Origin of the sequence: Lactobacillus amylovorus DSM 20531, from assembly GCF_002706375.1 — a bacterium.
GTDB classification, from domain to species: Bacteria; Bacillota; Bacilli; order Lactobacillales; family Lactobacillaceae; genus Lactobacillus; species Lactobacillus amylovorus.
Genome location: NZ_CP017706.1, coordinates 1,230,829 through 1,257,617, shown reverse-complemented (window position 1 = coordinate 1,257,617; position 26,789 = coordinate 1,230,829). Strand labels below are relative to the sequence as shown.

General features: G+C 39.3%; 23 protein-coding genes, 2 tRNA genes, 1 pseudogene and 1 other annotated feature. Of the genes and pseudogenes, 9 read left to right on the top strand and 17 right to left on the bottom strand.

All coding sequences use genetic code 11. The features are described 5' to 3' along the window. Nucleotides 1-21: 21 nt before the first annotated feature. On the top strand, nucleotides 22-708 hold the full coding sequence (locus LA20531_RS06505; RefSeq protein ID WP_056939564.1) for a type 1 glutamine amidotransferase: 687 nt from the start codon (nucleotides 22-24) through the stop codon (nucleotides 706-708). Between the two features lie 329 nt (nucleotides 709-1,037). Here LA20531_RS06505 and LA20531_RS06500 read toward each other — a convergent pair whose 3' ends face one another. After that, nucleotides 1,038-1,523, bottom strand: a complete 486-nt coding sequence (locus LA20531_RS06500; protein ID WP_056939563.1) for a C40 family peptidase — start codon at nucleotides 1,521-1,523, stop codon at nucleotides 1,038-1,040. A 226-nt stretch (nucleotides 1,524-1,749) separates the two neighbouring features. On the opposite strand from LA20531_RS06500, the gene LA20531_RS11365 reads away from it, so the two are divergent. Beyond that, the gene (locus tag LA20531_RS11365; protein WP_201779569.1) at nucleotides 1,750-2,106 is read left to right on the top strand and encodes an ABC transporter substrate-binding protein; all 357 of its coding nucleotides are present in this window, start codon (nucleotides 1,750-1,752) and stop codon (nucleotides 2,104-2,106) included. A gap of 17 nt (nucleotides 2,107-2,123) precedes the next feature. Here LA20531_RS11365 and LA20531_RS06490 read toward each other — a convergent pair whose 3' ends face one another. The 6 genes from LA20531_RS06490 to LA20531_RS06465 form a co-directional block, all read right to left on the bottom strand. Continuing rightward, nucleotides 2,124-3,044 (bottom strand): DMT family transporter, encoded by a 921-nt coding sequence (locus LA20531_RS06490; RefSeq protein WP_056939562.1) that lies wholly within the window; start codon nucleotides 3,042-3,044, stop codon nucleotides 2,124-2,126. A 92-nt stretch (nucleotides 3,045-3,136) separates the two neighbouring features. Beyond that, a complete protein-coding gene (locus LA20531_RS06485) occupies nucleotides 3,137-3,778 on the bottom strand; it encodes a hypothetical protein (RefSeq protein ID WP_056939561.1) in 642 nt (213 codons plus the stop codon). A gap of 247 nt (nucleotides 3,779-4,025) precedes the next feature. Next, nucleotides 4,026-4,514, bottom strand: coding sequence for a hypothetical protein (locus LA20531_RS06480; protein ID WP_056939560.1), 489 nt, complete (start codon nucleotides 4,512-4,514; stop codon nucleotides 4,026-4,028). Nucleotides 4,515-4,606: 92 nt separating this feature from the next. Beyond that, nucleotides 4,607-4,966: a hypothetical protein gene (locus LA20531_RS06475; protein WP_056939559.1), complete on the bottom strand. Its 360-nt coding sequence runs from the start codon at nucleotides 4,964-4,966 to the stop codon at nucleotides 4,607-4,609. An 85-nt stretch (nucleotides 4,967-5,051) separates the two neighbouring features. Then, a complete protein-coding gene (gene purB, locus LA20531_RS06470; RefSeq protein ID WP_056939558.1) occupies nucleotides 5,052-6,347 on the bottom strand; it encodes an adenylosuccinate lyase in 1,296 nt (431 codons plus the stop codon). Between the two features lie 3 nt (nucleotides 6,348-6,350). Further along, the gene (locus LA20531_RS06465) at nucleotides 6,351-7,640 is read right to left on the bottom strand and encodes an adenylosuccinate synthase (RefSeq protein WP_056939557.1); all 1,290 of its coding nucleotides are present in this window, start codon (nucleotides 7,638-7,640) and stop codon (nucleotides 6,351-6,353) included. A 197-nt stretch (nucleotides 7,641-7,837) separates the two neighbouring features. Here LA20531_RS06465 and LA20531_RS06460 point away from each other — a divergent pair, with 197 nt between their 5' ends. From LA20531_RS06460 to LA20531_RS06445, 3 genes are all read left to right on the top strand, one after another. After that, nucleotides 7,838-8,830: a GMP reductase gene (locus tag LA20531_RS06460; RefSeq protein WP_056939556.1), complete on the top strand. Its 993-nt coding sequence runs from the start codon at nucleotides 7,838-7,840 to the stop codon at nucleotides 8,828-8,830. 213 nt (nucleotides 8,831-9,043) lie between these two features. Beyond that, nucleotides 9,044-9,117 (top strand) — tRNA-Arg (locus tag LA20531_RS06450). Nucleotides 9,118-9,125: 8 nt separating this feature from the next. Further along, nucleotides 9,126-9,199 (top strand) — tRNA-Pro (locus LA20531_RS06445). 58 nt (nucleotides 9,200-9,257) lie between these two features. On the opposite strand, the gene LA20531_RS06440 is transcribed toward LA20531_RS06445, so the two are convergent. Continuing rightward, nucleotides 9,258-10,316 carry a DUF871 domain-containing protein gene (locus tag LA20531_RS06440; protein WP_056939555.1) on the bottom strand — a complete coding sequence of 353 codons (1,059 nt, stop codon included), beginning with the start codon at nucleotides 10,314-10,316 and terminating at the stop codon, nucleotides 9,258-9,260. Between the two features lie 121 nt (nucleotides 10,317-10,437). Next, nucleotides 10,438-10,681: a binding site (T-box leader), on the top strand. 71 nt (nucleotides 10,682-10,752) lie between these two features. Between LA20531_RS06440 and asnA the strand changes: the two genes are divergently transcribed. Further along, a complete protein-coding gene (gene asnA, locus LA20531_RS06435; protein ID WP_013438739.1) occupies nucleotides 10,753-11,766 on the top strand; it encodes an aspartate--ammonia ligase in 1,014 nt (337 codons plus the stop codon). Nucleotides 11,767-11,818: 52 nt separating this feature from the next. Here asnA and LA20531_RS06430 read toward each other — a convergent pair whose 3' ends face one another. From LA20531_RS06430 to LA20531_RS06390, 9 genes and pseudogenes are all read right to left on the bottom strand, one after another. Next, the gene (locus LA20531_RS06430; protein WP_056939554.1) at nucleotides 11,819-13,210 is read right to left on the bottom strand and encodes an APC family permease; all 1,392 of its coding nucleotides are present in this window, start codon (nucleotides 13,208-13,210) and stop codon (nucleotides 11,819-11,821) included. A 16-nt stretch (nucleotides 13,211-13,226) separates the two neighbouring features. Further along, nucleotides 13,227-13,955: a gamma-glutamyl-gamma-aminobutyrate hydrolase family protein gene (locus tag LA20531_RS06425; protein WP_013438741.1), complete on the bottom strand. Its 729-nt coding sequence runs from the start codon at nucleotides 13,953-13,955 to the stop codon at nucleotides 13,227-13,229. A gap of 118 nt (nucleotides 13,956-14,073) precedes the next feature. Beyond that, the gene (locus tag LA20531_RS06420) at nucleotides 14,074-15,450 is read right to left on the bottom strand and encodes an amino acid permease (protein ID WP_056939553.1); all 1,377 of its coding nucleotides are present in this window, start codon (nucleotides 15,448-15,450) and stop codon (nucleotides 14,074-14,076) included. Between the two features lie 36 nt (nucleotides 15,451-15,486). Beyond that, a pseudogene (locus LA20531_RS06415) lies at nucleotides 15,487-16,788 on the bottom strand (amino acid permease). 144 nt (nucleotides 16,789-16,932) lie between these two features. After that, nucleotides 16,933-17,679 carry a hypothetical protein gene (locus LA20531_RS06410; protein WP_056939552.1) on the bottom strand — a complete coding sequence of 249 codons (747 nt, stop codon included), beginning with the start codon at nucleotides 17,677-17,679 and terminating at the stop codon, nucleotides 16,933-16,935. Between the two features lie 76 nt (nucleotides 17,680-17,755). Further along, on the bottom strand, nucleotides 17,756-18,388 hold the full coding sequence (gene lepB, locus LA20531_RS06405; protein WP_056939551.1) for a signal peptidase I: 633 nt from the start codon (nucleotides 18,386-18,388) through the stop codon (nucleotides 17,756-17,758). Nucleotides 18,389-18,507: 119 nt separating this feature from the next. Further along, nucleotides 18,508-20,637, bottom strand: coding sequence for an ATP-dependent Clp protease ATP-binding subunit (locus tag LA20531_RS06400; RefSeq protein ID WP_056939550.1), 2,130 nt, complete (start codon nucleotides 20,635-20,637; stop codon nucleotides 18,508-18,510). A gap of 316 nt (nucleotides 20,638-20,953) precedes the next feature. Next, nucleotides 20,954-21,826 carry an alpha/beta hydrolase gene (locus tag LA20531_RS06395; protein WP_056939549.1) on the bottom strand — a complete coding sequence of 291 codons (873 nt, stop codon included), beginning with the start codon at nucleotides 21,824-21,826 and terminating at the stop codon, nucleotides 20,954-20,956. Further along, the gene (locus LA20531_RS06390) at nucleotides 21,819-23,126 is read right to left on the bottom strand and encodes a PTS transporter subunit EIIC (protein ID WP_056939548.1); all 1,308 of its coding nucleotides are present in this window, start codon (nucleotides 23,124-23,126) and stop codon (nucleotides 21,819-21,821) included. The genes LA20531_RS06395 and LA20531_RS06390 overlap by 8 nt, the downstream gene beginning before the upstream one ends. An 85-nt stretch (nucleotides 23,127-23,211) precedes the next feature. Between LA20531_RS06390 and LA20531_RS06385 the strand changes: the two genes are divergently transcribed. From LA20531_RS06385 to LA20531_RS06375, 3 genes are read left to right on the top strand one after another with little or no spacing between them, the layout of a single operon-like run. After that, nucleotides 23,212-23,913 (top strand): ABC transporter ATP-binding protein, encoded by a 702-nt coding sequence (locus LA20531_RS06385; protein ID WP_056939547.1) that lies wholly within the window; start codon nucleotides 23,212-23,214, stop codon nucleotides 23,911-23,913. A 9-nt stretch (nucleotides 23,914-23,922) separates the two neighbouring features. Further along, the gene (locus LA20531_RS06380; RefSeq protein WP_056939546.1) at nucleotides 23,923-26,463 is read left to right on the top strand and encodes an ABC transporter permease; all 2,541 of its coding nucleotides are present in this window, start codon (nucleotides 23,923-23,925) and stop codon (nucleotides 26,461-26,463) included. A 47-nt stretch (nucleotides 26,464-26,510) separates the two neighbouring features. Next, nucleotides 26,511-26,747 carry a hypothetical protein gene (locus tag LA20531_RS06375; protein WP_013642562.1) on the top strand — a complete coding sequence of 79 codons (237 nt, stop codon included), beginning with the start codon at nucleotides 26,511-26,513 and terminating at the stop codon, nucleotides 26,745-26,747. Nucleotides 26,748-26,789 lie beyond the last annotated feature (42 nt).

Below are 26,789 nucleotides of genomic sequence, written 5' to 3'. Positions count from 1 at the left end.
AGCAAATTAAGGGACGATAAAATGAGCGACAAATTAATCAAAATTGCATATCTTTACGAAGATTTGATGAACACCTACGGCGATTCCGGCGATGTTAAGATTCTTAGCTTCTTACTCAAACGTGAAGGCTATGACACCCAAGTTGATAATATCTCACTTGGCGACGACTTCAACGCTTTTGACTACGACTTCGTATTCTTCGGTGGTGGCCAAGACTTCGAACAAACTGTGGTTGCTAAAGATTTGCCAAGACACAAAGAAACGCTTGAAAAATACATCAACAGTGACAAGCCAATGCTCTGCATCTGCGGTGGCTACCAACTTATGGGTAGCTACTACAAGACCAACTCTGGTGTAACCATCCCAGGACTCGATATTTTGCCATTACACACCGTCTTCAAATCAGACAAGAGAATGATCGGTGATACTCGTTACATGACCGAATGGGGCGAAGTTAAGGCTTTTGAAAACCACTCAGGTCAAACTTACTTCGACAACAAAGACAAGTTGCATCCCCTTGGTAACATGATCGAAGGCTATGGCAACAACCCACAAGACCACGTCGAAGGTTTACGTTACCGCAACTTTATCGGTTCATACTCACACGGCCCACTTCTTAAAAACACTAATGTAGCAAATGCCATCGTTAACATGATTTTAGATTGGCACAAGCAACGTATTAGCGAAAAAGAAACAGTAGCTGAATAAACAGAATGCCATTAACATCTACTGTTAATGGTATTTTTTATTTAGAGGTATAAGCAATGATCAGCCTAATTGTGTTTATTGCTGTTACGATCATAGCAAGCTAGCAATGATTACCTTGATCGTCCTTACATGGATATTTTTATTCTTCCCTTTCATATTAGATTGGAGTACTTACATCACCTTAGTAATAGTACGGATTCCTTTCACAATTGTGTGGTGGTTATTAATCATGCTGGGGATATACATTGATATCAAAATACAAAAATAAAACAAAAATATCGACCGGATTATTTCCGATCGATATTTTCTTTTAGGCTTATTTTGTCAAATTAGTTTAATACACGCTTAGCTGCTGATGGGTAAAAGTATGAACTCAAAGTTTGCTCAACCACACCTTGACCTGGTGTTGCAGCGTGAACATACTTATTGTCACCAACATAAACACCTACGTGGTATGGAGATGAGGTTGAGCCCCAGAACAACAAGTCACCCTTCTTAAGGTTCTTCATTGAAACGCTCTTACCCTTGTTAACTTGAGTGTAAGTAGTTCTAGGTAAAGTCTTGTTAGCGGCTTTTTTGTAAACGTATTGGGTTAAGCCTGAGCAGTCAAATGCGGATGGACCGGTAGCGCCGTAAACGTAACGCTTACCAACTTGTTTTTTAGCAAGATCGGCAACTGCTTCACGTTTTTCTGTAGTGCTTTGCTCTGCTGCGTGCACAGTTTGTGTTTGATTAGGAACATTAATAAATGAAATTCCTGTAAAGAATACTGATAAAACTGCGGCAAACTTAACTAAATTACGTCTAAAACTCAATTGATATTTCTCCTTAAATGCTTTTTATCTTTCGACGCTTTATATATTACCTGAGAAATATTACAACTATGTTTTAAAAGTAATACTATCAAATTAAGCAAAATCACTGAAAATGTCTTATTTTGTAATTTTGATAAGAAAGAGCTTATGTTTCTTTGCTCAACTTGAAAAATTTTTCACTTTTTTATATGCTTGTAACATTGATTACAGGAGTTGAATAAAAACTATGGAGAAAATAGACAGTTATGCACGACATTTTTTAATACTGATCGCCTTAATTCTGGGCCTTTCACTAGTTTCAGAATTTCGTGATCTATCATCTTACGCCCCATCAATGATCAACCTAGCCTGCCTATCTATTGCAACCGCCTGCACCTTTGCTTCAGGAATTACTTTACAATTTAAAAGACTAAATATTGTAACTATTATCCTAGCAGCCATCTTAATTTCGATCTCCGTCTTCTTTTGGATCGAATTTTCTTCTCTTGCCTTAATCACCAGCATCTTCATTGTCTATGGCATTATTACATTACTTGTCTGTTTAACTAATTTAATTTTTTACAAAAGAAGAGAGGTTGAATAAACCTCTCTTCTTTATTTTCATTCATGAACTTTATTTTTCTTCTTTTGTTTTGGCGTCAAATTCAAAGCCATTGCAGCTACAACAACCAAGATTGAACCAATCCAGTCCATTGGCGTCATTACTAAGCCAAAGCAGAGAACTGAACCAACTGTGGCAGAGAATGGTTCAAATGCATCAAGCAAACTTGCCGTAGAAGCCTTGATGAAACGCAATGAGTTGGTCATCAGCTGGAACGGAATCAAAGTACCAATTACAATTACGGCTGCCACATCAAGCCAAACGTGTGGCGTATTAGGAATATGTGGCATCCGTGGGTGAACGATCATCAAGCAGATTCCTGCAGATAAAAGGCCCCAACCTGTAACGACTAAGCTTGAGACGCGTTTTAAAACGCCGATTGGAATCAAGGTGTTAGTCGCTACACCAACGGCTGAAAGCAAGCCCCAGAATAAAACGCTTGGCGTAATGGCGAAATGATTGAAACGGCCGTGCGTTGCAAGCAAGACAACACCGATAAAGGCACAGATCGCTGCAATCACATCGATCCGGCGCATTACTTGTTTGTGCGTAAAGGCTAAGTAGCCCATTACGAAAAATGGACCGATGAACTGCAAAATCGTGGCGATTGAAGCGTTAGCTTGTTGCACAACGATAAAGTAAAATAATTGCACGGGTAATAAACCGAAAATACCGTAAGCAATAATTACCCAGGCATCATGCTTATTTTTCATAGTTGCAATTGGTTTTTGCTTCAAAAAGCCTGCTACAATCAACAAGATAATGCCAGATACGACCATTCTGATTTGTGAAAGCCACATCGGCGTAATTTCTGAACTAACATTGAATAAACTCTTGGCAAATAAACCTGAAATTCCCCACATGACGCAGGCTAAGGCAGCCAAGAATGCCCAAAGACGACGTTGTTTTTGTGTAACCATTCTTCTTAATCCTCATCAATAAACTAGCAACTTATATAATAACAAAAACGGACTAGCTTGAACTAGTCCGTTAATTTTTTATTCATTTTTAGCTACAGCTTAGCTTGGTAAGAAAGCATGATTGCACTGATACTACCGATAATTCCTACAATAGAAGCTTTCATCATTTCTGGTTGAATAAGCAAAACTGTCAATAAGAAAATGATTGCTAAAATGGCGGAAATACGCATCGCCTTTTTACTTGCAAGAATGATAGCAATAAAAACTACTGCCAGCAAAATTACACAAGCAAAATCACCATATAATGCCGCATTCTCAAGTGCAGTCGCGTGTTGAATTTTTAAAGGCGCATTCAAAATGTCGTCCCAGAGCTTACGTCCAAATGCAATGTCTGCTGCAACATTTACCCAGAACGTAACTATTTCAAAAAATCTGATAAAGAATAAACGATTAAGACGAATGCTAGTGATCGTTTCCCATAATGTATCACGCTTTTTAAACTGAACAGTTGAATCACCTTTATCGAAGATCCAGCCGATTAATAAATAAATGAAAATTGCTATCCCTTGAAATACTATTAAATGCATGAAAACGGAAAAGTTGAAAACTAGCGTCAACATCAGAATTACTACATAAACGAATTCTGAAATTAACAATATCTTCTTCCATTTACGACTATGTAACCAATGATTAAGCTCTTGCTTGTTCATGTGGTCGTCCATTTGTCCATTCATATTCTCACCATTTTCTAATAGTCGCTTGATTTACCAAAGATTATATTCCTTTTTTTCGGTTTGTCCATTGTTTTGTTAAAAAAATAAAAAGGCGATGTTTTCGCCTTTTAATCGCATTATTTCGCAGATATATACATTTTTAATGACTAATTTTAAGCAATTAATTTCGAATATATACATCAGATAGCTCAATATTCATTCTCATTTTGCTTTAATTATGTTTTTCAATCATATGCATAGCTATTTTTTAAAATTCTCCTTCGCTATCCAAATTAAAGAAAATTACATTAGGTGCCGATGTAGTTTTCCCAGTTCGCTTATCGTACTCACCACCGAAATATTCATAGCGAAACTTGCCTTTGCCAAATGGATCTTCGCGGCAGAAGAATACCACATATGAAGCCTTGAATTCATTTTCAGGGCATCCCCCTAATCCACCAAAGATAATCTCTTCCTGATAGCCATTGGCAATTTCCAAAATGTTTTCACCATCACGTTGTGAACCAACTTGGATGATCAGGCCATATTTATTGCGTTGTTTGTCCCGTGCGATCGCGTGAACTACTGCTCGTTCTCCCAGAGCATTTCTATTCATATCATCAAGTGACTGCACCTCTGTTATATCGAGTTCTGGAAATACTCGCTGTACCGCAGATAATAAATGCTCATTGTATTTCTTCAAAATTCCAGCAGTTAAGTGGTCAACCATCTCTGCTGATAATTCATCATTTAACATATCAAAACCTCATTCCAAAAAAATAGTAGAGTTTTTACCCTCTACTATTTATTACGCAAAAAAGGTGCGAATTTTTTTCGGAATTTGTTTTTTTAGTCTTCTTTTCTAAAAAATGGACTTAATAGTGAGACTAATAAGCCGTAAATGAAGTACCAGCGATAGATATTAGCTAAATCTTGGTTTTGAACCCACAAAACTAAAGCAATTACTGCTAAGACTGATCCTAAAAAGATCGTTGAACCTAAATTTTTATCGGTAAAAAAGCTAGCGCCGGCGCCTAATGAAATCAATGCGATCAAACTATAAATTACAACAATGACCGGTCCCTTAGTTTGCACGTCAACGTCAAGTAAAGTGGCATCAGTGAATAACTGCCAAACAAGAAAACCCGCTAGGGCAATACCAGCAAGCAATACGATTAATCTAACAACAAATGAACCAAATTTTTTCATGATATTTTCCCTCTAACATGTTCCCATTGTACCAAAAAAGCGCTTGAAATTTCTCCAAACGCTTCTTTATTAGGTATTTTATCAATTAGTCTAAACCACACTTCTTGAAGATTTCGTCCACATGACGCAAGTGATAGTGATAATCAAAGGCATCATCAACGTCTTCTTTAGAAAGGTAGTTCATAATTTCGCTATTTTCTACTAGAGGTTTAAATTGTTTTTGCTCGTTCCATGACTTAGCAGTCAACTTTTGAACCATATCATAGGCCTTTTCACGAGAAAGTCCTGCTTCGTCAATCAACTTAAGAAGCACACGTTGTGAGTAAATCAAACCGTAGGTACGATCCATGTTCTTGAGCATAGTTTCTGGGAAGACATCCAAGTTGCTCAAAATACGGTTGAAGCGGTGCAACATGTAGTCGATACCGATTGTGGTATCAGGCAAAATTACACGTTCAGCACTTGAGTGAGAAATATCACGTTCGTGCCAAAGGGCAACGTCTTCGTAAGCTGTAACGACATGACCACGCATTACCCGGGCCATACCACAAAGATTTTCTGAGCCAATAGGGTTACGCTTGTGTGGCATTGCAGAAGAACCCTTTTGACCTGCACGGAAGTGTTCTTCAACTTCATGAATTTCGCTTCTTTGCAAACCACGAATTTCGGTAGCCCAGTTTTCAATACTTGTAGCGATCAAGGCAAGCATTGCGATGTATTCTGCGTGCAAATCACGTGGCAATACTTGGCTGGTGATTGGTTGTTGCGTTAAACCGAGTTGCTTCATAACACTAGTTTCGATCTCAGGTGGAACGTTAGCAAAAGTACCAACAGCACCAGAAATTTTACCTGATTCTACCCCTTTGGCTGCGTGTTCGAAACGTTCAATATCACGGTTGATTTCGGCATACCAGCGAGCGAGCTTCAAACCAAAAGTAGTAGGTTCAGCTTGCACACCGTGAGTACGACCCATTTCAACAGTGTACTTATATTTTCTAGCCTTTTCCGCAATGGTCTCTTTTAATTCATGCAAATCTTTTCTGATAATGTTGTCAGCTTGCTTAAGTAAAAGTCCTTGAGCAGTATCAACAACGTCAGTAGAAGTAAGACCGAAGTGAACCCACTTCTTTTCAGGTCCAAGGCTTTCAGAAACTGTACGAGTAAAGGCAACAACGTCGTGGTGCGTTACTTGCTCAAGTTCTGCCACACGTTCTGCAGTAAATGATGCATTCTTAGCAATCTTTTCTGCATCTTCCTTAGGCACTTCGCCTTGTTTAGCCCATGCTCTAGTAGCAGCAATTTCTACTTCAAGCCAAGCTGCGTATCTATTTTCATCAGTCCAAATTTTGCCCATTTCGGGACGAGTATAACGATTAATCATAAATTACATTTCCCATGGATTCTTCAATACGATAGTTTGTTCACGGTCAGGACCAACTGAAACAGTAACAAGTGGTACACCGACCAATTCTGAAACACGATTCAAGAACTTCTTAGCATTTTCTGGAAGAGCATCCCAAGTCTTAACTTGAGTAATATCTTCATCCCATGCTGGAAGTTCTTCATAAACAGGTTTACAACGGTAAAGTTCCTTCAAACTTGCTGGGTAGTAATCAATCTTCTTACCATCAAGTTCGTAAGTAGTAGCAATCTTAATCTTGTCAAAGCCTGAGAAGACATCAAGCAAGTTCAAGCTTAAGCCGTTAATGCCTGACACACGCTTAGCATGACGAAGGGCAACTGAGTCGAACCAGCCAACACGACGTGGACGACCGGTAACAGTACCGTATTCATGAGCAGTGTCACGAATTCTGTCACCAACTTCATCAAGAAGTTCAGTTGGGAATGGACCTTCACCAACACGAGTGGTGTAAGCCTTGCAGACACCGATTACAGTGTTCAAACGGTTAGCACCCATACCAATACCTGAGCAGATACCGCCTGAGATAGTGTTTGATGAAGTTACGTATGGGTAAGTACCTTCGTCAATATCAAGCATAGTACCTTGTGCACCTTCAAAGAGGACCTTTTCGCCGTTATCAAGTGCATCGTTAACCAAAACTGAAGTATCAGTAACGTACTTCTTCATCTTTTGGCCGTATTCATAGTACTTGTCAAAAATGTCTTCAAACTTAAGAGCTGGCTTACCATAAACCTTAGTAAATAATTCGTTCTTAAGTTTCAAGTTAAGGCGTAATTTTTCTTCAAAAGTATCTTTTTCAAGTAAATCACAAACGCGAATACCGATTCTTGAAGCCTTGTCCATGTAAGTGGGTCCAATACCATTCTTAGTAGTACCAATCTTGTTAGCACCCTTAGCTTCTTCTTGGTATTCATCTTGCTTAATGTCGTAAGGCATGATGATGTTAGCACGGTTAGAAATTCTTAACTTGCTGGTGTCGATTCCGTTCTTTTCCAAGTTATCAAGTTCACCAAACATAACTTCTGGGTTGATAACTACACCGTTACCAATTACTGCACCCTTAGATGCGGCAAAAATACCGGAAGGAATCAAACGCATCTTGAACTCTTTGCCATCAATATCAATTGTGTGGCCTGCGTTGTTACCACCATTTGAGCGAACTGCCATTGCGGCTTCTTTACTCAAAAAGTCAGTAATCTTTCCTTTCCCTTCATCGCCCCATTGACTACCTACGACTGCAACTGCTGTCATTTGAAATTCACCTCATAAAAAATTTCTATAAATATTACGTAAGCTAGTCTAGCAATTTGTGAATTATTAGTCAATGCAAAATCCGAATTATTTTATTTTTATTTTCTTTCATAGTTCGATTTCTATATTGACAAATTAAATTTTATCCCATATAGTAGTTTTCGTTTGGTAAAGCACTACATAAGGAGCAAATCAAATTGAGTAATTATTTTAGTATGGAAGCCTTTGATTATGATGATATCCAACTTATTCCTAATAAAGGAATCATCAAAAGCCGTCGTGACGCGGATACTAGCGTAAGGTTCGGAAACCGAACATTTAAAATACCGGTTGTATCAGCTAATATGGAAAGCGTCATTAATAATGACTTGGCAGTTTGGTTAGCAGAAAACGGTTATTACTATGTAATGCACCGTTTTGAACCAGAGAAGAGAATTCCTTTTATCAAGATGATGCACGAAAAGGGCCTCTTTGCTTCTATTTCAGTCGGTATTAAAGATAGCGAATATGATTTTATCGACGAATTGGTTAAGCAAAACCTTAAGCCTGAATACATCACAATCGATGTAGCCCATGGTCATTCAGTTTATGTAATTAAGATGATCAAGTACATTAAGGAAAAATTGCCTGATTCATTTTTGACTGCTGGTAACATTGCTACACCAGAAGCCGTACGTGAACTTGAAAATGCCGGCGCTGATGCCACTAAAGTTGGTGTTGGTCCTGGTCGTGCCTGCATCACCAAACTCAAGACAGGCTTTGGTACAGGTGGCTGGCAACTGGCCGCACTTCGTATGTGTAGTAAGGTGGCTTCAAAACCATTAATCGCAGACGGTGGTATTCGTCATAACGGTGATATTGCGAAGTCTGTTCGTTTCGGCGCTACAATGGTAATGATTGGTTCAATGCTTGCAGGACACCAAGAATCTCCAGGTAACATCATTAAGATTGACGGCAAGACTTATAAACAATACTGGGGCTCAGCTTCTGAAGTACAAAAAGGTGCTTATAGAAATGTGGAAGGTAAACAAATGTTAGTGCCATTCCGCGGCTCAATTAAAGACACTTTGCGTGAAATGCAAGAAGATTTGCAATCATCTATTTCTTACGCGGGTGGTCGTGACCTTAATTCTATCAAGTTAGTTGACTACGTTATTGTAAAAGACAATATTTTTGATGGCGACAGATAGCGGATACTAATGGTTTTCGTTACAGTTTCATTGTTTTTTTGTTAATAATTTTAAGATAGTATAGTTTTATTGTCATTTTTTCGATAGAATAGTATAGGTCTAGTTACTGGAGGGTAGACAGTAACTAGGCTTTTTTATATTTTCGGGCATTTTTTCAAAAATAATTGGACATCACTCATATTTGTGTTATACTAACTGAGTTGAAAGACAGACGCGCCCTTAGCGCAACTGGATAGAGTGTCTGACTACGAATCAGAAGGTTGAAGGTTCAAATCCTTCAGGGCGCACTTAAAAACGGGAAATAGCTCAGTTTGGTAGAGCACCTGGTTTGGGACCAGGGGGTCGCAGGTTCGAATCCTGTTTTCCCGATAATATTAAAAGAAGCATTTTCTAGGAAATGCTTCTTTTTTTGTCTTATTGCTTAATTTTATTCTTGCTTGGTTGCTTTTCTAAAGATCACGCGTGTATTCGAGCTAATGTAGTCAAGCAAAGCCAAATCATACGTCTTAACCTGCCCTAGGACATTAACTTTTTGATCACATGGTAAATCACGTTTGGTAATCTGAATCTCGCCTTCATAGCGATGATACAGGTTATTATCAATCGTCACGCTGCCTTTAGGACGGGCGTAAATATTGTCTTGTGGTTCTGTAGGTAAAAGACGCTTCTCCCTACTCTCCTGCAATCTGACAACGTCACGTGCGACATCAGGTCTATTGTGCCATTCATTTTCAAACAATTCTGGAATATCAGTATCAAGATGCAACGTAATCGCATTCTCTTTTTCATAATTGGTGATTGTCTCGATTGCATCCCTAGTTAATTGCGGATCCCCTACAAAAATGTAGTCACAATCATATCGCTTTAATTCCAAAATTGCAGCCAATGGATTCTCATATCTTTGCTTTTCAAGCGTTGGCAATCCAGCAAAGATTGGACCACGCAACTTGCCATTCCCTGCAATAAAGGCCGCGGTCTTTAAATCATATTTGTGCAGCCACTTATTTTTCTCATGCATCCAATGAGCTTCAAGTCCAGTCTCAGGCCGGGGGTAGAAGTTATGACCTGCAGTTAACTTTTCAAAATTAGCATTGCTGTATTTCAAATTATCAATGTCATCTTGCGTAATCGTGCTGGCATTAAGCACCACTGGCATCTCTTTAGACAGCTTGGCAATCATTTCAATTGAAAAGCCCTTGTCTACCCGAATACCCTTTAGATTCAGACTCTTGATTTGTTGTACGCTGTTAACATTGATGCCTAGATTCTGCAGGATTGGTTCTGAAACGTCCGCAATAATTTTCAAATCCAACTTTTGACACCAATCAGTCAAATTGGCTAGTCTTTTTAAAATAGTTTCACTATCGGTATCTGCCGCTTCAAGCTGGGTAAATAAACACGTGAAGCCACTATTTCGCATCGCTAATAAATAATTGTAATCCTCGGAAGTTAAATCATGTCCGAGATAAACTGAAAAACCTAACATCCTTATCCTCTAAATTTATGAATATCTTTTATATCTATAAGTAAAACGCTTTCTCAACTATCATAGCACAAATTTTTCTTGCTTTTTTGTTTGAAATATTGTTAAATACATATAAATAAATTAAAAAGCTATGAAAAAGACGAGTAAATAATCTAATTCTTTCCAGTGAATTAGTGCTAGTGCGAAACTAATAGACCCTGGATTATTGAAAAACACTTTTAGCAGCTCACCGAACTAATATTCTTATAGTAGGTTGAGACGTCTCTGGTACGTTACCACGCCGGTGGAGCATGATAGTGCTTCATGAGGAGGTCTATTTATAGACAACATGGGTGGTACCGCGGAAAAAGCCTTTCGTCCCTAACAACTAGGGAGCGAAGGGCTTTTTCTTTACTCTCAACTAAAAACAAAAATAATTTTTAGAAAGAGGATTTTTATGGAACTTATTTTACCTGAAGATTACCGTCCAACTTTAACTGTCCGCGATACCGAAGCTGCAATTGTCTACATTCGTGAGACTTTCCAAGACAAGCTCGCTTCTATCTTAGGCGTTCAAAGAATGTCTGCACCAATGTTTGTCGAAAAAAATACTGGTTTGAACGACAACTTAAACGGTGTTGAACGTCCTGTTGCTTTTGACATGAAGGCTATGCCGAAAGACGATACCATCGAAGTTGTGCACTCTCTTGCCAAGTGGAAGAGATTAGCTCTTAAGAGATACGGCTTCGGTATGCATGAAGGTCTCTACACTAACATGAACGCCATTCGTCGTGATGAAGACCTTGACAACTTCCACTCAATCTACGTTGACCAGTGGGATTGGGAAAAGATCATCCGCAAGGAAGAACGTAACACTGATACTTTGGAAATTACTGTTAACAAGATTTTTAGAGCTATCAAAGAAACCGAAAAATTAGTTTCAGCTCGCTACCCTGGTTCTACTTACCGCTTGGGTGATCACGTTTCATTCATTACTACACAAGAATTGGAAGATCGTTGGCCTGAACTTTCACCAGAAGAACGTGAAGACAGAATCGCTAAGGAAGAAAAGGCTGTCTTTATCATGAAAATTGGTGACAAGTTAAAGCGTAGCGGTAAGCCACACGATGGGCGCGCACCTGACTACGATGACTGGCAATTAAACGGTGATTTAGTCTTCTGGTATGAACCATTACAAAAGAAGCTTGAGATTTCTTCAATGGGTATCCGTGTTAGCGAAGAAAGCTTGCGCGAACAACTTAAGAAAGCCCACTGCGAAGAACGTGCTAAGTTACCATTCCACCAAATGCTTTTAAAGGGCGAATTACCATACACTATCGGTGGCGGTATCGGTCAATCACGTCTCTGCATGCTTTTACTTGGTAAAGCCCACATCGGCGAAGTACAAGCAAGCATCTGGCCAAAAGACATGGTTGAAAAGTGTGAAGCAGACCACATTCATTTACTTTAAAAAACGCAATAAAAAAAGTGCATCAGCTGATGCACTTTTATTTTTTACTCAATTATTTCCGTTCGTTTCTTGAAATCCAAGACATGATCAATGGCAAAATTACGAAGCCGAAGACCATCATTGCGATGGCATACCAGTTAACGCCAACAATTTGACCTGCCGCATTAGCTACACCAAATTGAGCCTTCCAGTTGTATTCAACAAGCAAGAAGACAACGATCACGATTGATAAAATTGGCACAACAACATCAGTCCAGGCGTTCTTGTCTGCCTTCAAGACTTCTTCCTTAGTCTTGCCACGGTAGAATTGAATAACCGCAATTGGCACAACGATGAAACCTAAGAATCTAACCATGGCACTTAAAGTGATCAAGTTAACCATGTTGTATTCAAAGGCCATTGGAATTAAGATTGCCAAACCTACTGAGATAAAGAAGGTTCTAATTGGAAAATTATTCTTAGTTCTCTTAGTAAGAGCCTTAGACATTTGACCTTCACGGGCCATTGCTTCCAAGATACGTGGTGCATTAAAGCTAGATGCGACATTAATTCCGAACATGGAAACAAGCGCACCAACCAAGATCACGTCACGCAAGATTTCATTCTTAAAGATAGCAGCAACTGCTACAACTTGCTTAGTTGTCATAAGAGCCTTAGGGTTAAGGACCATAGCAACTGCTACAACGCCAATATAAACTACCGCAATGATCAAAATAGCCAAAGGAATTGCACGTGGCAAGTTCTTTTCAGGATCCTTCATATCATCGGAACCTGAAGCTACTGATTCAAAACCAGTAAAGGCATAAAACGCTGAAACGATAGCCATAACGAAGGTCGTAGTAGTTAAAGTGGGTACAATTTTTTGACCATTTTGGGTAATTTGATCAACCTCAGATAAGTTGCTTGATGCACCTGTGGTAATTAATAATATTACCCCGGCAATAATGATTAAAACTAAGGCAGCCAACTTACCAATAGTGGCCAAGTTCATCACCCACTTCAATACACGTTGACCAAATAAGTTAATAATCGTAATGATAGCCATCAAGATTAAGAAGCCAACCGTTACGTTTAATGCTTTATTTGGGTCGCCGCCAAAAATAGAAATGGTCGACTTAATAACTCCGACAGCCATTACACCCCATGCAACGCTGGCTGAGAAGTAACGCAAGACACCCATGTAGAAGCCGACCTTTTCACCAAAAGCGGCCTTAGAGTAGGCATAAGCGGCGCCTGACTTAGTTACATATTTTGATGCGGCCGCAAACGAAACTGCCAAAATTGAGGCAAAGATTGCGGCAATAAAGTAAACAATTAAGGCTTTAGAACCGGCTTGTTGAACCACACTACCTGGAGTTAGGAAAATACCTGAACCGATAATAGCGTTAATGGCCAGCAAGACAATTGACCAGAAGCCTAATTTATCTCCTGTTTTCTCATTCATTTAATGTTCCCTTTTCTTATTTTGCATTCTCAATTACAAATTTGAATAAATTATTCATGAAGGCAACTTTAGGATTACGGTGCAGCATTTCCGGATGCCATTGAACCGCGATCACATTGCCTTTTTTGTTTTCCAACCCCTCAACTACACCATCTGGAGCAGTTGCGGAAGCAATAAGATCTGGAGCGACATCTTTAATTAATTGGTGGTGGAATGAATTAACTCTAAATTCTGTCTTACCCAAAACTTTAGCCAATTTACTATCTTCTTTTACCTTCATTCCATGAGTTGGCAGGTCAGGCGTATGACCTTGCATGTGCTTCAAAGTTAATTCTTTGCGGTAAGAAAGATCTTGATAAAGCGTGCCGCCGTGCGCAACGTTAATGATTTGAGCGCCACGACAAATACCAAGAACCGGAATTCCATTTTCTTCGGCCAATTTAAGCAAGCGCATATCAAAGTGATCACGCTCTGGCCAAGTTGCGCCAATTTTTTGTAAAGGTTCTTCACCGTAACCATGTGGATCAACGTCGTGACCACCAGAAAGGATTAAACCTTGGACATGGTTAAGTTGTTCCCTAATTACCTCATCATCCTCAGTAAACGGAATGATGTAAGGCACACCGCCATTTTGTACTACTGAATCAACGTAGTCTTCGTTTACATAGCTACGATGATATCCTGGAAAAATACCTCCATCGTCGATAATTACGGAACCAGAGATTCCAATAATTGGTTTACTCATACTTACTCCTCCTTACTTACTTTTAATACGTGATTAATATTATAGTTAATCTACCAAAAAAGTCCAATTAATATTTGTAATTGGACTTATAAGTTTAGCTTATTTTAAATTTTGATGTCTATTTAGCCTTTTTACGATGCTTAATTACATAAACTACAGCTGCCACGATCAAAACAATGGCACCAACTGTAACTGAAACACGTGTCTCCGGATTAATGAACATGAAGATTACGATTAAAGTTAACATAAACAAAGCAAAGTAATTCGAATATGGATATAGTGGCAATTTAAATGGATGCTTTTCCATTAAATGCGGATTCTTACGTCTAAATCTTAATTCTGCAAGCAAGATAACGAACCATGCCACCATTCCTGGTAAAACTGAGGAACTATAAATAATGACAAAGACGTTTGCCAAAGACTTATTAAAGAATTGAATAATCACATTCAACATAAAGCCCAAGAAAATTCCTGACGTAATACCGATAATTGCGTGACTTGGAACAATTCTCTTTGACACGTACTTAAATGTTTTTGGCGCTTCACCCTCATGAGCCAATTTATAAAGCATGCGACTTGAAGAATAAATACCTGAATTAGCCCCTGATAAAGCTGCGGTTAACACAACGAAGTTAATTACAGAAGCTGCGGCCGTAATCCCTACTTTAGCAAAGGTATTTACAAATGGTGAACCAATACTGCCAAGTTCGTTCCAAGGATAGATGGTCACAATTACGAAGATAGCTCCTACGTAAAAGATTAAGATTCGCCATAAAACAGATTTAACACTCTTCACAATTGCTTCTTGAGGGTGGGCTACTTCACCAGCAGAGATCCCAATTAGTTCGATCCCCTGGTAAGAACCAACGATAATGGCCATTGAAAAAATGAAGCCTTTTACACCGCCTGTGAAAAAGCCACCATGACTCCATAGGTTAGAAAAACCAACTGGGTGTCCGCCATTACCAAAGCCGAATAAGATGACCATAAAGCCTAATACAATCATCAAAATAATCGTGACTACTTTGATCATCGCAAACCAGAATTCTAGCGTTGCATACGCTCTAGCACTGGCTAAATTGGCTAGCAATAAGAACAAAATAATGACTATACCAGCAATCCAGTCGCTTGTGCCAGGCCACCAGAAACGCAAATATTCTGTAGTCGCCACAACTTCTGAAATACCTACAACGATATATTGAAAGACATTTGCCCACTCTGCCAAATATCCGGCAATTGGATGCACGTGTGTTGAGGCATAATCCGCAAAAGAACCAGTACCAGGATCAACATAGAGCATTTCTCCCAGAGCTCGCATTACGATATATAAAATCAATCCTACAAACATGTAAGCAAGCAGTACTGATGGACCAGTCCACTTAATAGTTGAAGCTGATCCCATAAATAGACCCACTCCGATCGCTCCCCCGAGCGAGATCATTTCCATTTGTCCGGCCGTCATCGACCGCTTTAATTCAGGTGCTTTCTTCGCCATACACAACTCCCCTTCTTAGCATCTGCAAAAAATTACCTAGGAAATACTTTCATTCTTCTTGATAAAACTATAACTAATCGCCAAAATTACGACAAAAATAATCGAAATAATTAAAGCCAATTTTGTTGATTCAATAAAGAACAGCAAAATTAAAATTGCAACATAAAATGCAATTGTGAGCCAGCTAGTCAAAGGATAGCCAGGCATTCTAAATTCACCGAGGTTGTCCTTATTTTGTCTACGGTACACAACATGCACAGCCATGATCATGATCCAAACGATAACGAAACAGATGGTAGAAACTGTCGATACCACATCGAAGATCCTAGCTGGCATGACATAGTTCAATATTACCACTACAAATAAAATCGTCGATGAAGTCATTAAAGCATTCCTTGGAATAGCTTTACTTGTTAAATTGCCCAACTTCTTAGGAGCATGACCGTTACGTGCCAATGAATAAAGCGAACGACTCGTTGAAAAAATTGCGCTGTTAGTAGCAGATAATGCAGCTGTCAAAACGACAAAGTTCAAGATTCCTGCTGCAGAGGTAATGCCAATTCCTGTAAATACTTGGACAAACGGACTAGACGTCGTTTTAATTTGGTTCCATGGATAAACTGACATAATAGCCAGCATTGATCCAACATAGAAAAGCCCAATTCTGACTGGCAAAGTGTTGATTGCCTTTGGAATATCTTTATGCGGATCAGCTGTTTCACTAGCAGTTTTACCTACGATTTTTACCCCAACAAAGGCAAAAACTACCATTTGAAAAGAGAGCAAAAAGCCCCAAATTCCGCTTGGAAAAAAGCCGCCGTGACTAACTAAATTGGTTAGCGAAACGGTGCCGCCCTTAACCTTGGTTTGCAGCACGATCATCACAGCACCCGTAACGATTAGTGCAACGATAGCGATCACTTTGATCATGGAGAACCAGCTTTAAAGCTCCCCAAATAGACCGACATTAACCATGTTAATTAGCATTAATAAAACGACGATGACCAGTGATCCGACCCATTGCGGCAGCCATGGAAACCAGTAACGCAGATAGATCCCTGTAGCGGTCAAATCGGCCATGGCCAAACTAAGCCAGCAGGCCCAATAGGTCCAGCCTGCTACAAATTCGGCACGCTTACCTAAATACTTTTTAATCGATTCCAAAAATGAGTGGCTGTTGGGATCGGCTAAAATCAATTCGCCTAACGCACGCATCATAAAGAACGTGATAATCCCGACAATCAAATACGACAAAATAATCGAGGGTCCGGCACTGTGAATGGCCGAACCCGACCCTAAGAATAAGCCTGTACCAATGGCGCCCCCTATTGCGATCATTGTTACATGACGGCTTTTCAGTCCCCGTTTTAACTTTTTACTCTCATTCACAGTGTCACCTTCCCTAAGTAGAAAAAAAGGAGCGACCAACAATGAAACGGACGCTCCATCAAAATTCTTTTTGTTTTGAATTATAAAGCCATCTTACTTTTTGCGCAATTCTTTTTTGGCATGATTGTTCAAGTAAGCAGTAAAAATCAGAATTGCGATCGCTACCAAGCCAAAGACGATTGCACTTACATCTAGTACTCCCATCATTGGGAAGCAAGCAATGATCTCAAGCACCATCAAAGCGGTAGTAATCCAGGCCACTTTACCGCGATAAAACTTCAACCAATTGATCACCGCGTAAACGATGTCTAAAACTACCAGAAGCAAGATTCCATAAACAAAGACATATTGTCCCCAAAGTGGCAAAGCCCAAATTGATGCGCCACTTGTTTCTAGCATAATGATTAACATAAATGCAATAAGTCCTACTTCCAAGCTGAGCACGATACGCATAAACACTAGTAACAGTTCCATGTTGCTGTGATCCATCTCTAAGTTAAAGTAGATTAGGCCCAGAATCGCAGGCGAAGCAAGTAGAACCATCAATAGTGAATAAAGTGCGCTATTAATTTGCCCTATACCCAGTGGCATCCCTGATAGAGCTTGGTCAAGCGTAAAGAAAATCGTAACCATCAAAGCTACAATCATCACTACTCGAACCCAATATTTTTTATCCGCAAACCAAAACGAAATAGCCGCAATAAAATATGCAATTCCAAAAATGGCTGCTTCAACAGCTGAATAACTTGGCCAGCGCAAAATGAAAGCTAGGATTCCTGATGCAATGGCCAAAACTGACAATATTATTTTGATAATTAAATCAAATGTTTTCTTATTCATATTCCTATCTCTTTACTCGAATTGTATTACTTTCATTATAACAAAAAGGATATTTCCGAAGAAATATCCTTTCAGTTTAATATACTTTGAATTGATTGAATGGCCAGTATCTTAGCTTAACGACACCCACAATGTTCTTACGCTTGATCGTACCGATATAACGACTATCCTTTGAAACACTTCGGTGGTCACCCATTACGAAGTAGGTTCCTTTAGGAATACGGTTTTGTTGATTAATATACGTTAATTGCGACTTGGTGTAGTATTGCGCAAATTGGCGTGATCTAGCAAGTGACTTCATTGTGAAGTTTTGCGTAGCTGCAAAGCTAGTATCAGTTGCAGTGTCTTCCATCTTCCGGCCTTGAGCCAGCCATGGTTGAGCCAACTTCTTGCCATTGATATAAATTTGATTGTTCTTGCTGACGATCTTTTCGCCAGGAAGACCGATCACACGCTTAATATACAAAGCACCTGGTTCATCCGGTGCCTTAACGATTACTACTTCACCACGTTTAATTGCAGCATGACGCACAGAAATTAAACGTTGTCCGTTTTCAAAACTCGGTTCCATTGATGGGCCGGAAACTGTATCGTTGCTCAAGACAAAGCGGAAGAGCAAGAAAAAGATTCCCATTAATACGGCCCAAATAATTACTACATCAAGGACAAATCTGCCCCATGATTCATTTTCTTCTTTTTGTTTAGCCATATAAATCTCCAATAGTTTTTTTACTTAGAATACAGCTAAACACAAAATTTAGCAAAAAAGCCGTGATAACAAAAAAAGGATATTCCCGGGGGAATATCCTTTTAATAATTAACTACTAATTAGTCTTCTTTCTTGTCGTCAGCCTTAGCTTCGTCTTCCTTAACCTTTCCTTCAATCTTTGGAGAAATGTCGAAGATTGCTTTGCCGTTCAAGTACAAGTGCTTGTCGTCAGCAGTAAATTCAACCTTCTTAGTGTCAGGTTCTCTTAAGATCAACTTAGCAGCTGGAGTTTCAAGGTTTTGTTCAACAACTCTTCTAAGTGGACGAGCACCGAACTTCTTGTCGTAACCCTTTTCTGCCAAGAATGCCTTAGCTTTGTCTGAAACTTCAACAGTTACACCCTTCTTAGCAAGTACGTGGGACATCTTCTTCAAGTAAATGTTGATGATCTTGCCCATGTCTTGTTCAGTAAGTGAGTTGAATGGAACGATTGCGTCCAAACGGTTCAAGAATTCAGGTCTGAAGTAGTTTTCAAGAGCTGAGATTAACTTGTCTTGGTCAACCTTGCCGTCTTCAAGAAGCTTGTCTGAGAAGCCTGCGTTTGAAGTCATAATCAAGATAGTGTCTTTGAATGAAACGGTTCTGCCTTGTGCGTCAGTCAAACGACCATCGTCCATAATTTGGAGAAGTGCGTTGAAGACTTGTGGGTTAGCCTTTTCAATTTCATCGAACAAAATCAATGAGTATGGTTGGTGACGAACTTTTTCAGTTAATTGACCACCTTCACCGTAGCCAACGTAACCAGGAGCTGAACCGATTAACTTGTTAACAGCCATCTCGTCTTGGTATTCACTCATGTCCAAACGGATTAAGTGGTCTTTGTTACCAAATAATTGGATAGCTAATTGCTTAGCAAGTTCAGTCTTACCAACACCAGTAGGACCAGTAAGTAAGAATGAACCAGTAGGACGATCGCTGTCTTTAAAGATTTGCTTACGAGCAATAGCGTCAGTAATTACATCAATTGCTCTGTCTTGGTCAATAACGTTTTGCTTTAACTTCTTAGCAAGGTCTAAGTTCTTTTGAGCTTCGTCAGCGTGGAGTTCGCTCATAGGAATCTTCGTCTTTTGCTCAATAATTTCGTAGATGTCTTTCTCAGTTACTTCTGGAGTATTCTTAGTGTCTACGTTCTTAAGTTGCTTTTCAAGGTCAGCAATCTTGTTCTTAATTTCTGAAGCCTTGTCGTAGTCTTCAGCCTTAGCAGCTTCTGACTTCTTAGCTTCAAGAGCATTGATTTGATTCTTCAAGCTCTTTTCATCAGTTGGTTGTACAAGCAAAGCCTTCTTAGCACCAGCTTCATCCATCAAGTCGATGGCCTTGTCTGGTAAGTAACGACCTTGAATGTATCTTTCTGATAATTCAACGGCTAATTTAAGGCTGTCGTCAGTGTATTTTACGTGGTGGTAGTCCTCGTATTTCTTCTTCAAGCCTTCCAAAATCTTAACAGCTACATCAGTAGTAGGTTCTGGAACTTGTACAGCTTGGAATCTACGTGATAATGCTGGGTCTTTTTCAATTCTTTGGAATTCGCTTGTAGTAGTAGCACCGATTAACTTCAAGTCACCGCTTGCAAGAGCTGGCTTCAAGATGTTAGCAGCGTCACCGTTGTTGTTTTCTGAATCAGTAGAACCTGCACCTACAATGTTGTGTAATTCGTCGATGAATAAAACAATGTTAGGATCACTCTTAGCTTTGTCGATAACTTTCTTAAGTCTCTCTTCAAAGCTACCACGAAGGCTTGAACCAGCAACCATGTCGTTAATATTTACTGAAATAATGTGCATGTTTGCCATCTTAGCTGGAACGTTGCCAGAAGCAATTCTTTCAGCCAAGCCTTCTACGATAGAGGTTTTACCAACACCAGCAGGTCCAATTAAAACTGGATTGTTCTTCTTACGTCTTGATAAAATTTCGATTACGTTATCGATTTGTTCATCACGACCGATAACTGGGTCGAATTTGTTGTTCTTTGCTTCTTCAACTAAATCTTCACCAATTGGTTTTTCATTTGGATTTTGAGGATTTTGTTGAATAGTTTGTGGGGTTGCTCCCATGTTGCTTGAGTAGTTAATTGGAATTGAACCTGAGTTGCCATTTCCATTGCCACTTCTCTTGCCGAAGTCGTCATTAAAGAATGAGCTGTTCAATTCGTTAAATAAGTTGTCAAAATCATTGTCAAAGTATGCCATATATGCAAACACTCCCTATAAATAAATTTAAGTCTTTTAGCACTCGACGTCTTTGAGTGCTAACTCATTACATTTATTAGTATAACAGGTTATCCACAGAATGCAAGTTTTTTCTAAAGGTTTTCCACAATTTCTTTATTTTTTGTTATTTAGAAAATAAAAAGTGCAATAAGCACTGGTATATCAGCGTTTATTGCACTTCACAAATTATAAAGAATTTCTTAAGATAATCAGTTTATAACTAATTTTTGTTGAGCTTTCAAAGAGACTTATCCACAGGATAATAAGAAAAAACTCTTATCTCATGACACCTACATTATTGTCTTTTCTTATTAGCTTGTCTAGGGGGCCGCAAGTTTTTATTCTTCTTTTCTAGTAAATATTGTTTGATCAAGCGCACAACCTGTTCATTCTGTGGCAGGTCCGAGTGATCGGCTTCTGAACCGGTTACTGTCATGGCCGTGTAGCTCTTTACCTGATTTTGGAAAATATACTTTCCGGCTGCAACACTTGCTTCCGGCACAATCCCGTCGGATTCATAACTTTTACCACCGGATAAAGAATAAACAACCAAATTCTTTGGCAACTTATTTTTATTCTTGATAAAGTCTTCAAGCATTTGCGTTCTATACTTCAAATTGCTTTCACTAAAATTATATGGCGTCCCCAACGTCATCAGACGCTTCATTTTGATTTCATTAGCATAACTAGAATAGTAATGCTCCAGCCAATATGTCCAAATCAGACCGCCATTTGAGTGACCAAATGCCTTGAAATTATTGAAATGATAATTTTGCGTCAATGTGTAAAAAGCCTGATCAAGCCAGCCTGCTTGCTTTTTGATGTTGCTATAGCCGTCATGATTATTTTGAAAACCTACTACAATAATTGGTTCATTATCATCTTTATCAATGGCACCGGAATAAGACAATGTGCCTTTTGTTGAAACCTTAATCTTTAACACACTATGCTTAGTTGCTGTTTTGCTATTCAGTTGTCTAACTAATTGATTGAATCGTTCCGTGGTAGCACTTGAGCCTGGCACCATAATAACTGGTGATAACATGGACTTTTGCCTTTGTGCTCGAGCCCAGTTATCTTTTTTCATCCAAGAGTAGCCCGGAATAGCTAAAAGAATAACCAGCAATAAAGTTAGGATTAACCATTTTAGGTTGGGATTTTTACTCATTCTTTTGTTCACGTTCTCTCAGACCTTTCTCGATTCTTTGGCCCAATGAGGCAATTGGGATAAGCATCACGATATCCAATATAAATAGCAAGATTGAAAATACTAAATTAACCCAGTTCCCGTTAGAGCCAAAAAATGAAATTAAAATACCTGGCGTCCCTCTTAGCACTGGATACACGCATGGAGCAATAATATGCAGTGCAATTGCCACTGAAGCTAATAAAACATTGACCACGGGAATAATAATAAATGGTAAAAACAAAACTGGATTCAAAATAATCGGCATCCCTACCATGAAGCCCCAATTAGAGTTAAAGACTACCGGCAATAAGTTAATTTTGGCAATATTCTCATGTTGCTTATTTTCACGTACAAGCAGAATAATTACTATCAAAGCAAGACTAACACTGGCTCCGCCCATCCAAGCATATGGATAAACTAACGAACTACCCAGGAATTTGTGGGGAACGTCCCAGGCGCTGCCATGTTTTAAAGCATAATTCAGATTTGCCATTGCGGCAGTATTAACGGCTGAATTAGACAAAGCATTCAGTGGATAGCCAATACCAATCCAGCTTAGGAACATTACTACTATCAGTAGTAGGATAATTTCAAATAAATTATTTGAATTTTCCACCTGCGCTACCAAGGTCTTAAAAGTATCCGAACTCATAATTCTGATTTGCAGTTCATAAATTGAAACACCTAAAATCAGACCGCCTAAGATCGACACTGACGCTGGTAATAGCGCATCCCACGCCCTTTTTCGAATGCGGCTAGTATGTTCAAACTCAATCGGCTCATGATCTTTACCTAACCAGTGAAAAATCTGGCCAACAGCATACCCTATCAGCAAAGCCAGCAACATGGCATTTACTTTTAAAATACTGGCAGAAAACGGCGAGCGATTACCGGTTGTGTCGCCCAAATTATTAGCATAGGCACAGAACATAATTACAATAACGGCGGTCATACCGGCCGAAGTGGAATCTTTCTTATATAAACGCGCCGTATATCTTGCCGAAAAATATGCTGCATATAAGCCAAATAGCCCAAAAGTAGCTCGCACCATTCCGCTGCTGATAAAAGCACCGGCATACCAAATATCGTCTGGCATAGTTTCATCAAAATTCAAAACATTATAAATAAAGCTATCTGGTGAAAAAACAGCATTTCGCATAAGTTGAAAGTATGCACCAATAATTGCGATCGGCATCAGTATAACCAGCGTTCGCTGAAAGACTCTGAAGATCGATAATCTTCTTATTGTTAATAGCAAATTTGCTAACTTATCTACCATAGTATTTTCCTTTATATAGCGCTTACAATTATGTTTAAATAAAGTTATAACGACATTATACAATTATGCTAGAAAGATGATAATCATGGCTTACATTGAACTTAAAAATAATACCAAAATTTATCAATCCGGCGATACGCAAATCTATGCCAACAAAGATATCACCTTCTCTGTCGCCAAAGGAGAATTAGTCATCATCCTTGGCTCATCTGGTGCCGGCAAATCTACTTTGCTTAACATTCTAGGCGGCATGGAGCCTAATACCAGTGGTGATGTTATCGTTGCTGGCAAAAATATCGCTGGCTATAACGCTAACGAGCTGACGACGTATCGGCGCAACGACATCGGTTTCATTTTCCAATTCTACAACTTAATTCCTAACTTAACGGCCAAAGAAAATGTGGAATTAGCTGCACAAATCGTACCGGATGCGATGGACGCAGACGAAGCGCTAAAATACGTCGATTTGGGCGATCGTGAAAACAACTTTCCGGCTCAACTATCTGGTGGTGAACAACAGCGTGTAGCTATCGCTCGTGCCATTGCCAAAAAGCCAGAGCTGCTTTTATGTGATGAACCTACAGGAGCACTCGACTACCAAACTGGTAAACGTATCTTAAAAATCCTGCAAAACATGAGCCGCGAGAATGGTTCCACCGTTTTAATCGTTACTCATAACGCTGCTATTGCTCCAATTGCCGACAAGGTGATCCGCATCCACGATGGCGGCATTCAGGATATTCACATTAATAAAAAGCCTGCTGATATCAGTACTATTGAATGGTAGGTGAGCAAAATGCGTAAAACAATTCTATGGAAGGATGCCTTCCAGGCCATAACGCATTCCTTAGGCCGTTATATCGCCATCATTTTATTAATTGGTTTAGGTACTTTTGCCTTTACTGGTTTAAAAATGGCGGGCCCTGATATGCGCGCCACGGGTGCCGACTTTTTTAACAAACACAATCTGGCCGATGTAACTGTTACTTCAAATTACGGTATCAATTCCACAGATCAAATGACAATCCGTAATTTATCGGAAGTTAAAAAAGCAACGTTTGGCTATTTTCAAGATGTAAAAAATAAGCACAATAATGATACGCTACGCGTCTTTTCAAAATCGGGGGACCTTTCAAGCTATGAGCTAATTAGTGGTCATTTCCCGAAAAACAGAAATGAAATCGCGCTATCTTATTTGCTTAAAAAGAAATATCGCATCGGACAAAAAATCACTTTTACTAAGCCTGGTATTTTAAAGAATAAAACTTTTAAAATCGTTGGCTTTGTCAAAGCAAGCGAGTTTTTGGACAAGAATCAAATTGGACAAACTAACATTGGCAACGGTCGTTTAACTGGGATTGCAGTTACTACTCCAAGTGCATTTGCTTCTCCTGTGTACCAAGTTTCACGTGTAACGTTTAAAAATACCCAGAATTTGAGCCCATTTAGCGTAACTTACCGTAACCGCGTCTACCACGATCAAGACAAGCTGCAAACTGCTTTAAACAAGAACCGTGCTGATAAACATCAAAAATACATCACGATGTATAAAAATCAGTACCGTAAAAAAGCAGCTGAGCAAATGTTAAAGCGTGGCATCTCTGTTGATCCAGCCCAAATTAAAGTACCTAAAAATAAGATCAAAATTGCTTACCCAAGCTACACAATCAGTGGTCGTGAAGAAAGCCAAGGCTACGCTTCTTACCGTGCTGATTCAGAACGTGTTGAAGTCCTCGCTAATGTCTTCCCTGGCTTTCTCTTCGCCGTAGCAGCCTTTGTCAGTTTGACTACCATGATGCGCTTTGTCGAAGAAGAACGGACAAATATTGGGACGCTAAAAGCACTTGGCTACAGCAATGGTGCCATTGCTATTAAATTTTTGCTCTATAGCACCTCAGCTGCAATCTTAGGCGTTATTTTGGGTGCCAACTTTGGTTACACGTCCCTACCCGATCTCATCATCAAGGCCTATTTAGCCTCTTCTACGCTAGGTACCGGTTATGAGATCAATTTTGCCTGGGGGCCACTACTCATTTCCCTATTGGTTGCATTGATTTCTACCACCGTGATCTCAATTTTTACCTTGCATCAGACGCTACGTGAGCAACCATCTGCTTTGCTTTTACCAAAACCACCAAAAAATGGTTCAAGAATCTTGCTGGAACATTGGAGTTGGCTATGGAACCACATGAGCTTTTCGGCTAAAGTTACTGCGCGCAACATTTTCCGTTATAAGAGCAGAATGCTTATGACCATCATTGGTGTTGCCGGTTGTACCGGACTTTTAGTAATGGGCTTCGGTATCCGCGATTCGCTGCAAGGCATTGGCGGCATTCAGTATTCTGATATTCAAAAAAATGACATAATTGCGTTAAGAAGCAGTAATGTCACAAAGAAAGAACAAAATAAATTAGATAATCTGCTAAAAGAAAAAGATATTAAGCAGTCTGATGCAATCCAGTACCAACAATTAACCAAGCACATTGCCAGCAGCGGTTCGACCGAAAATGTGATGTTGATGGTACCTAAGTCAAATAAGAATTTTAAAAAATCGATCAATTTAAGAGAACGTCAATCAAAGAAGAAACTGCAATTGACCAATAATGGCGTAATTATTTCGGAAAAATTGGCCAATATTTTAAATGCTAAAAAGGGTTCTACCATTTCTCTTAAAAACAGCCACGGTAAAACATACCGCTTCAAAGTCAACGGCATTTGTGAAATGTACCTAGGGCACTACATTTTCATGAATCAACAAGAATATGAAAAAGCTACTAGCAAAAAATATGCTACTAATGCATATTTGGTCACCATGAGAAAACACTCTTCTACTTTCATCAATCGCGTCAGTCGTAAGCTGGTTAAGTCTGCTGCAATTGAAACAGTGATTTCCAGTTCCGCCAACAGAAGATTGCTAGGTAGCTTCACAGGTAGTTTGAACGAAGTTATCTTCATTTTGATTTTGATTTCAGGAATGCTAGCCGTTGTGGTTATCTACAACTTGACTAACATTAACGTAGCTGAAAGAATCCGTGAGCTCTCCACGATTAAAGTGCTAGGCTTCTACGATAATGAAACGACCATGTACATCTACCGTGAAACGATCATTTTGTCTGGTCTTGGCATCATCGTAGGCTTCGGCTTTGGTTGGTGGCTGCACCACTTTATCATCACGAGTCTGCCGCCAGATGTAGCAATGTTTGATCCGAATATGTATCCAATGAACTTCGTCTTCTCGGCCCTCATCCCTGCTATGATCACGGCCGCATTGGCCATCGTCGTTCACCAAAAGATCAAACGCATCAACATGCTAGATGCTTTGTCATCTATCGATTAATGGCTACTATGCTATAATTATTTCCATAAGAAAAGGTGGAGTAAAAAATGGCAAGAAAACACTTTGAAATGAACAGTGATGTTCGTAAATTAATCGATAAATATAGCGAGAATCATGATGTTGAATTTAGCGACTTAATCAACAAGGCTTTGAAATTCTACCTTGTTAACCAAATGAACCATAAGGAAGTTAAAGAAGCTTTACGGGACTCAGACGATGAAGTGTCTAAGTACGTTGATGAAACCATGCGCTCCAGTATGGGTGATATTAACAGAAGATATTAATTAAAAAAGCCAACAAGAAAATTCTTGTTGGTTTTTTCTGTC

Coding starts and splice junctions, on each gene's coding strand:
- LA20531_RS06505 (WP_056939564.1), top strand. CDS start 22: ATGAGCGACAAATTAATCAAAATTGCATATCTTTACGAAGATTTGATG.
- LA20531_RS11365 (WP_201779569.1), top strand. CDS start 1,750: ATGGAGAAAATAGACAGTTATGCACGACATTTTTTAATACTGATCGCC.
- LA20531_RS06490 (WP_056939562.1), bottom strand. CDS start 3,044: ATGGTTACACAAAAACAACGTCGTCTTTGGGCATTCTTGGCTGCCTTA.
- LA20531_RS06485 (WP_056939561.1), bottom strand. CDS start 3,778: ATGAATGGACAAATGGACGACCACATGAACAAGCAAGAGCTTAATCAT.
- LA20531_RS06480 (WP_056939560.1), bottom strand. CDS start 4,514: ATGTTAAATGATGAATTATCAGCAGAGATGGTTGACCACTTAACTGCT.
- LA20531_RS06475 (WP_056939559.1), bottom strand. CDS start 4,966: ATGAAAAAATTTGGTTCATTTGTTGTTAGATTAATCGTATTGCTTGCT.
- purB (WP_056939558.1), bottom strand. CDS start 6,347: ATGATTAATCGTTATACTCGTCCCGAAATGGGCAAAATTTGGACTGAT.
- LA20531_RS06465 (WP_056939557.1), bottom strand. CDS start 7,640: ATGACAGCAGTTGCAGTCGTAGGTAGTCAATGGGGCGATGAAGGGAAA.
- LA20531_RS06440 (WP_056939555.1), bottom strand. CDS start 10,316: ATGTTAGGTTTTTCAGTTTATCTCGGACATGATTTAACTTCCGAGGAT.
- asnA (WP_013438739.1), top strand. CDS start 10,753: ATGGAACTTATTTTACCTGAAGATTACCGTCCAACTTTAACTGTCCGC.
- LA20531_RS06430 (WP_056939554.1), bottom strand. CDS start 13,210: ATGAATGAGAAAACAGGAGATAAATTAGGCTTCTGGTCAATTGTCTTG.
- LA20531_RS06425 (WP_013438741.1), bottom strand. CDS start 13,955: ATGAGTAAACCAATTATTGGAATCTCTGGTTCCGTAATTATCGACGAT.
- LA20531_RS06420 (WP_056939553.1), bottom strand. CDS start 15,450: ATGGCGAAGAAAGCACCTGAATTAAAGCGGTCGATGACGGCCGGACAA.
- LA20531_RS06410 (WP_056939552.1), bottom strand. CDS start 17,679: ATGAATAAGAAAACATTTGATTTAATTATCAAAATAATATTGTCAGTT.
- lepB (WP_056939551.1), bottom strand. CDS start 18,388: ATGGCTAAACAAAAAGAAGAAAATGAATCATGGGGCAGATTTGTCCTT.
- LA20531_RS06400 (WP_056939550.1), bottom strand. CDS start 20,637: ATGGCATACTTTGACAATGATTTTGACAACTTATTTAACGAATTGAAC.
- LA20531_RS06395 (WP_056939549.1), bottom strand. CDS start 21,826: ATGAGTAAAAATCCCAACCTAAAATGGTTAATCCTAACTTTATTGCTG.
- LA20531_RS06390 (WP_056939548.1), bottom strand. CDS start 23,126: ATGGTAGATAAGTTAGCAAATTTGCTATTAACAATAAGAAGATTATCG.
- LA20531_RS06385 (WP_056939547.1), top strand. CDS start 23,212: ATGGCTTACATTGAACTTAAAAATAATACCAAAATTTATCAATCCGGC.
- LA20531_RS06380 (WP_056939546.1), top strand. CDS start 23,923: ATGCGTAAAACAATTCTATGGAAGGATGCCTTCCAGGCCATAACGCAT.
- LA20531_RS06375 (WP_013642562.1), top strand. CDS start 26,511: ATGGCAAGAAAACACTTTGAAATGAACAGTGATGTTCGTAAATTAATC.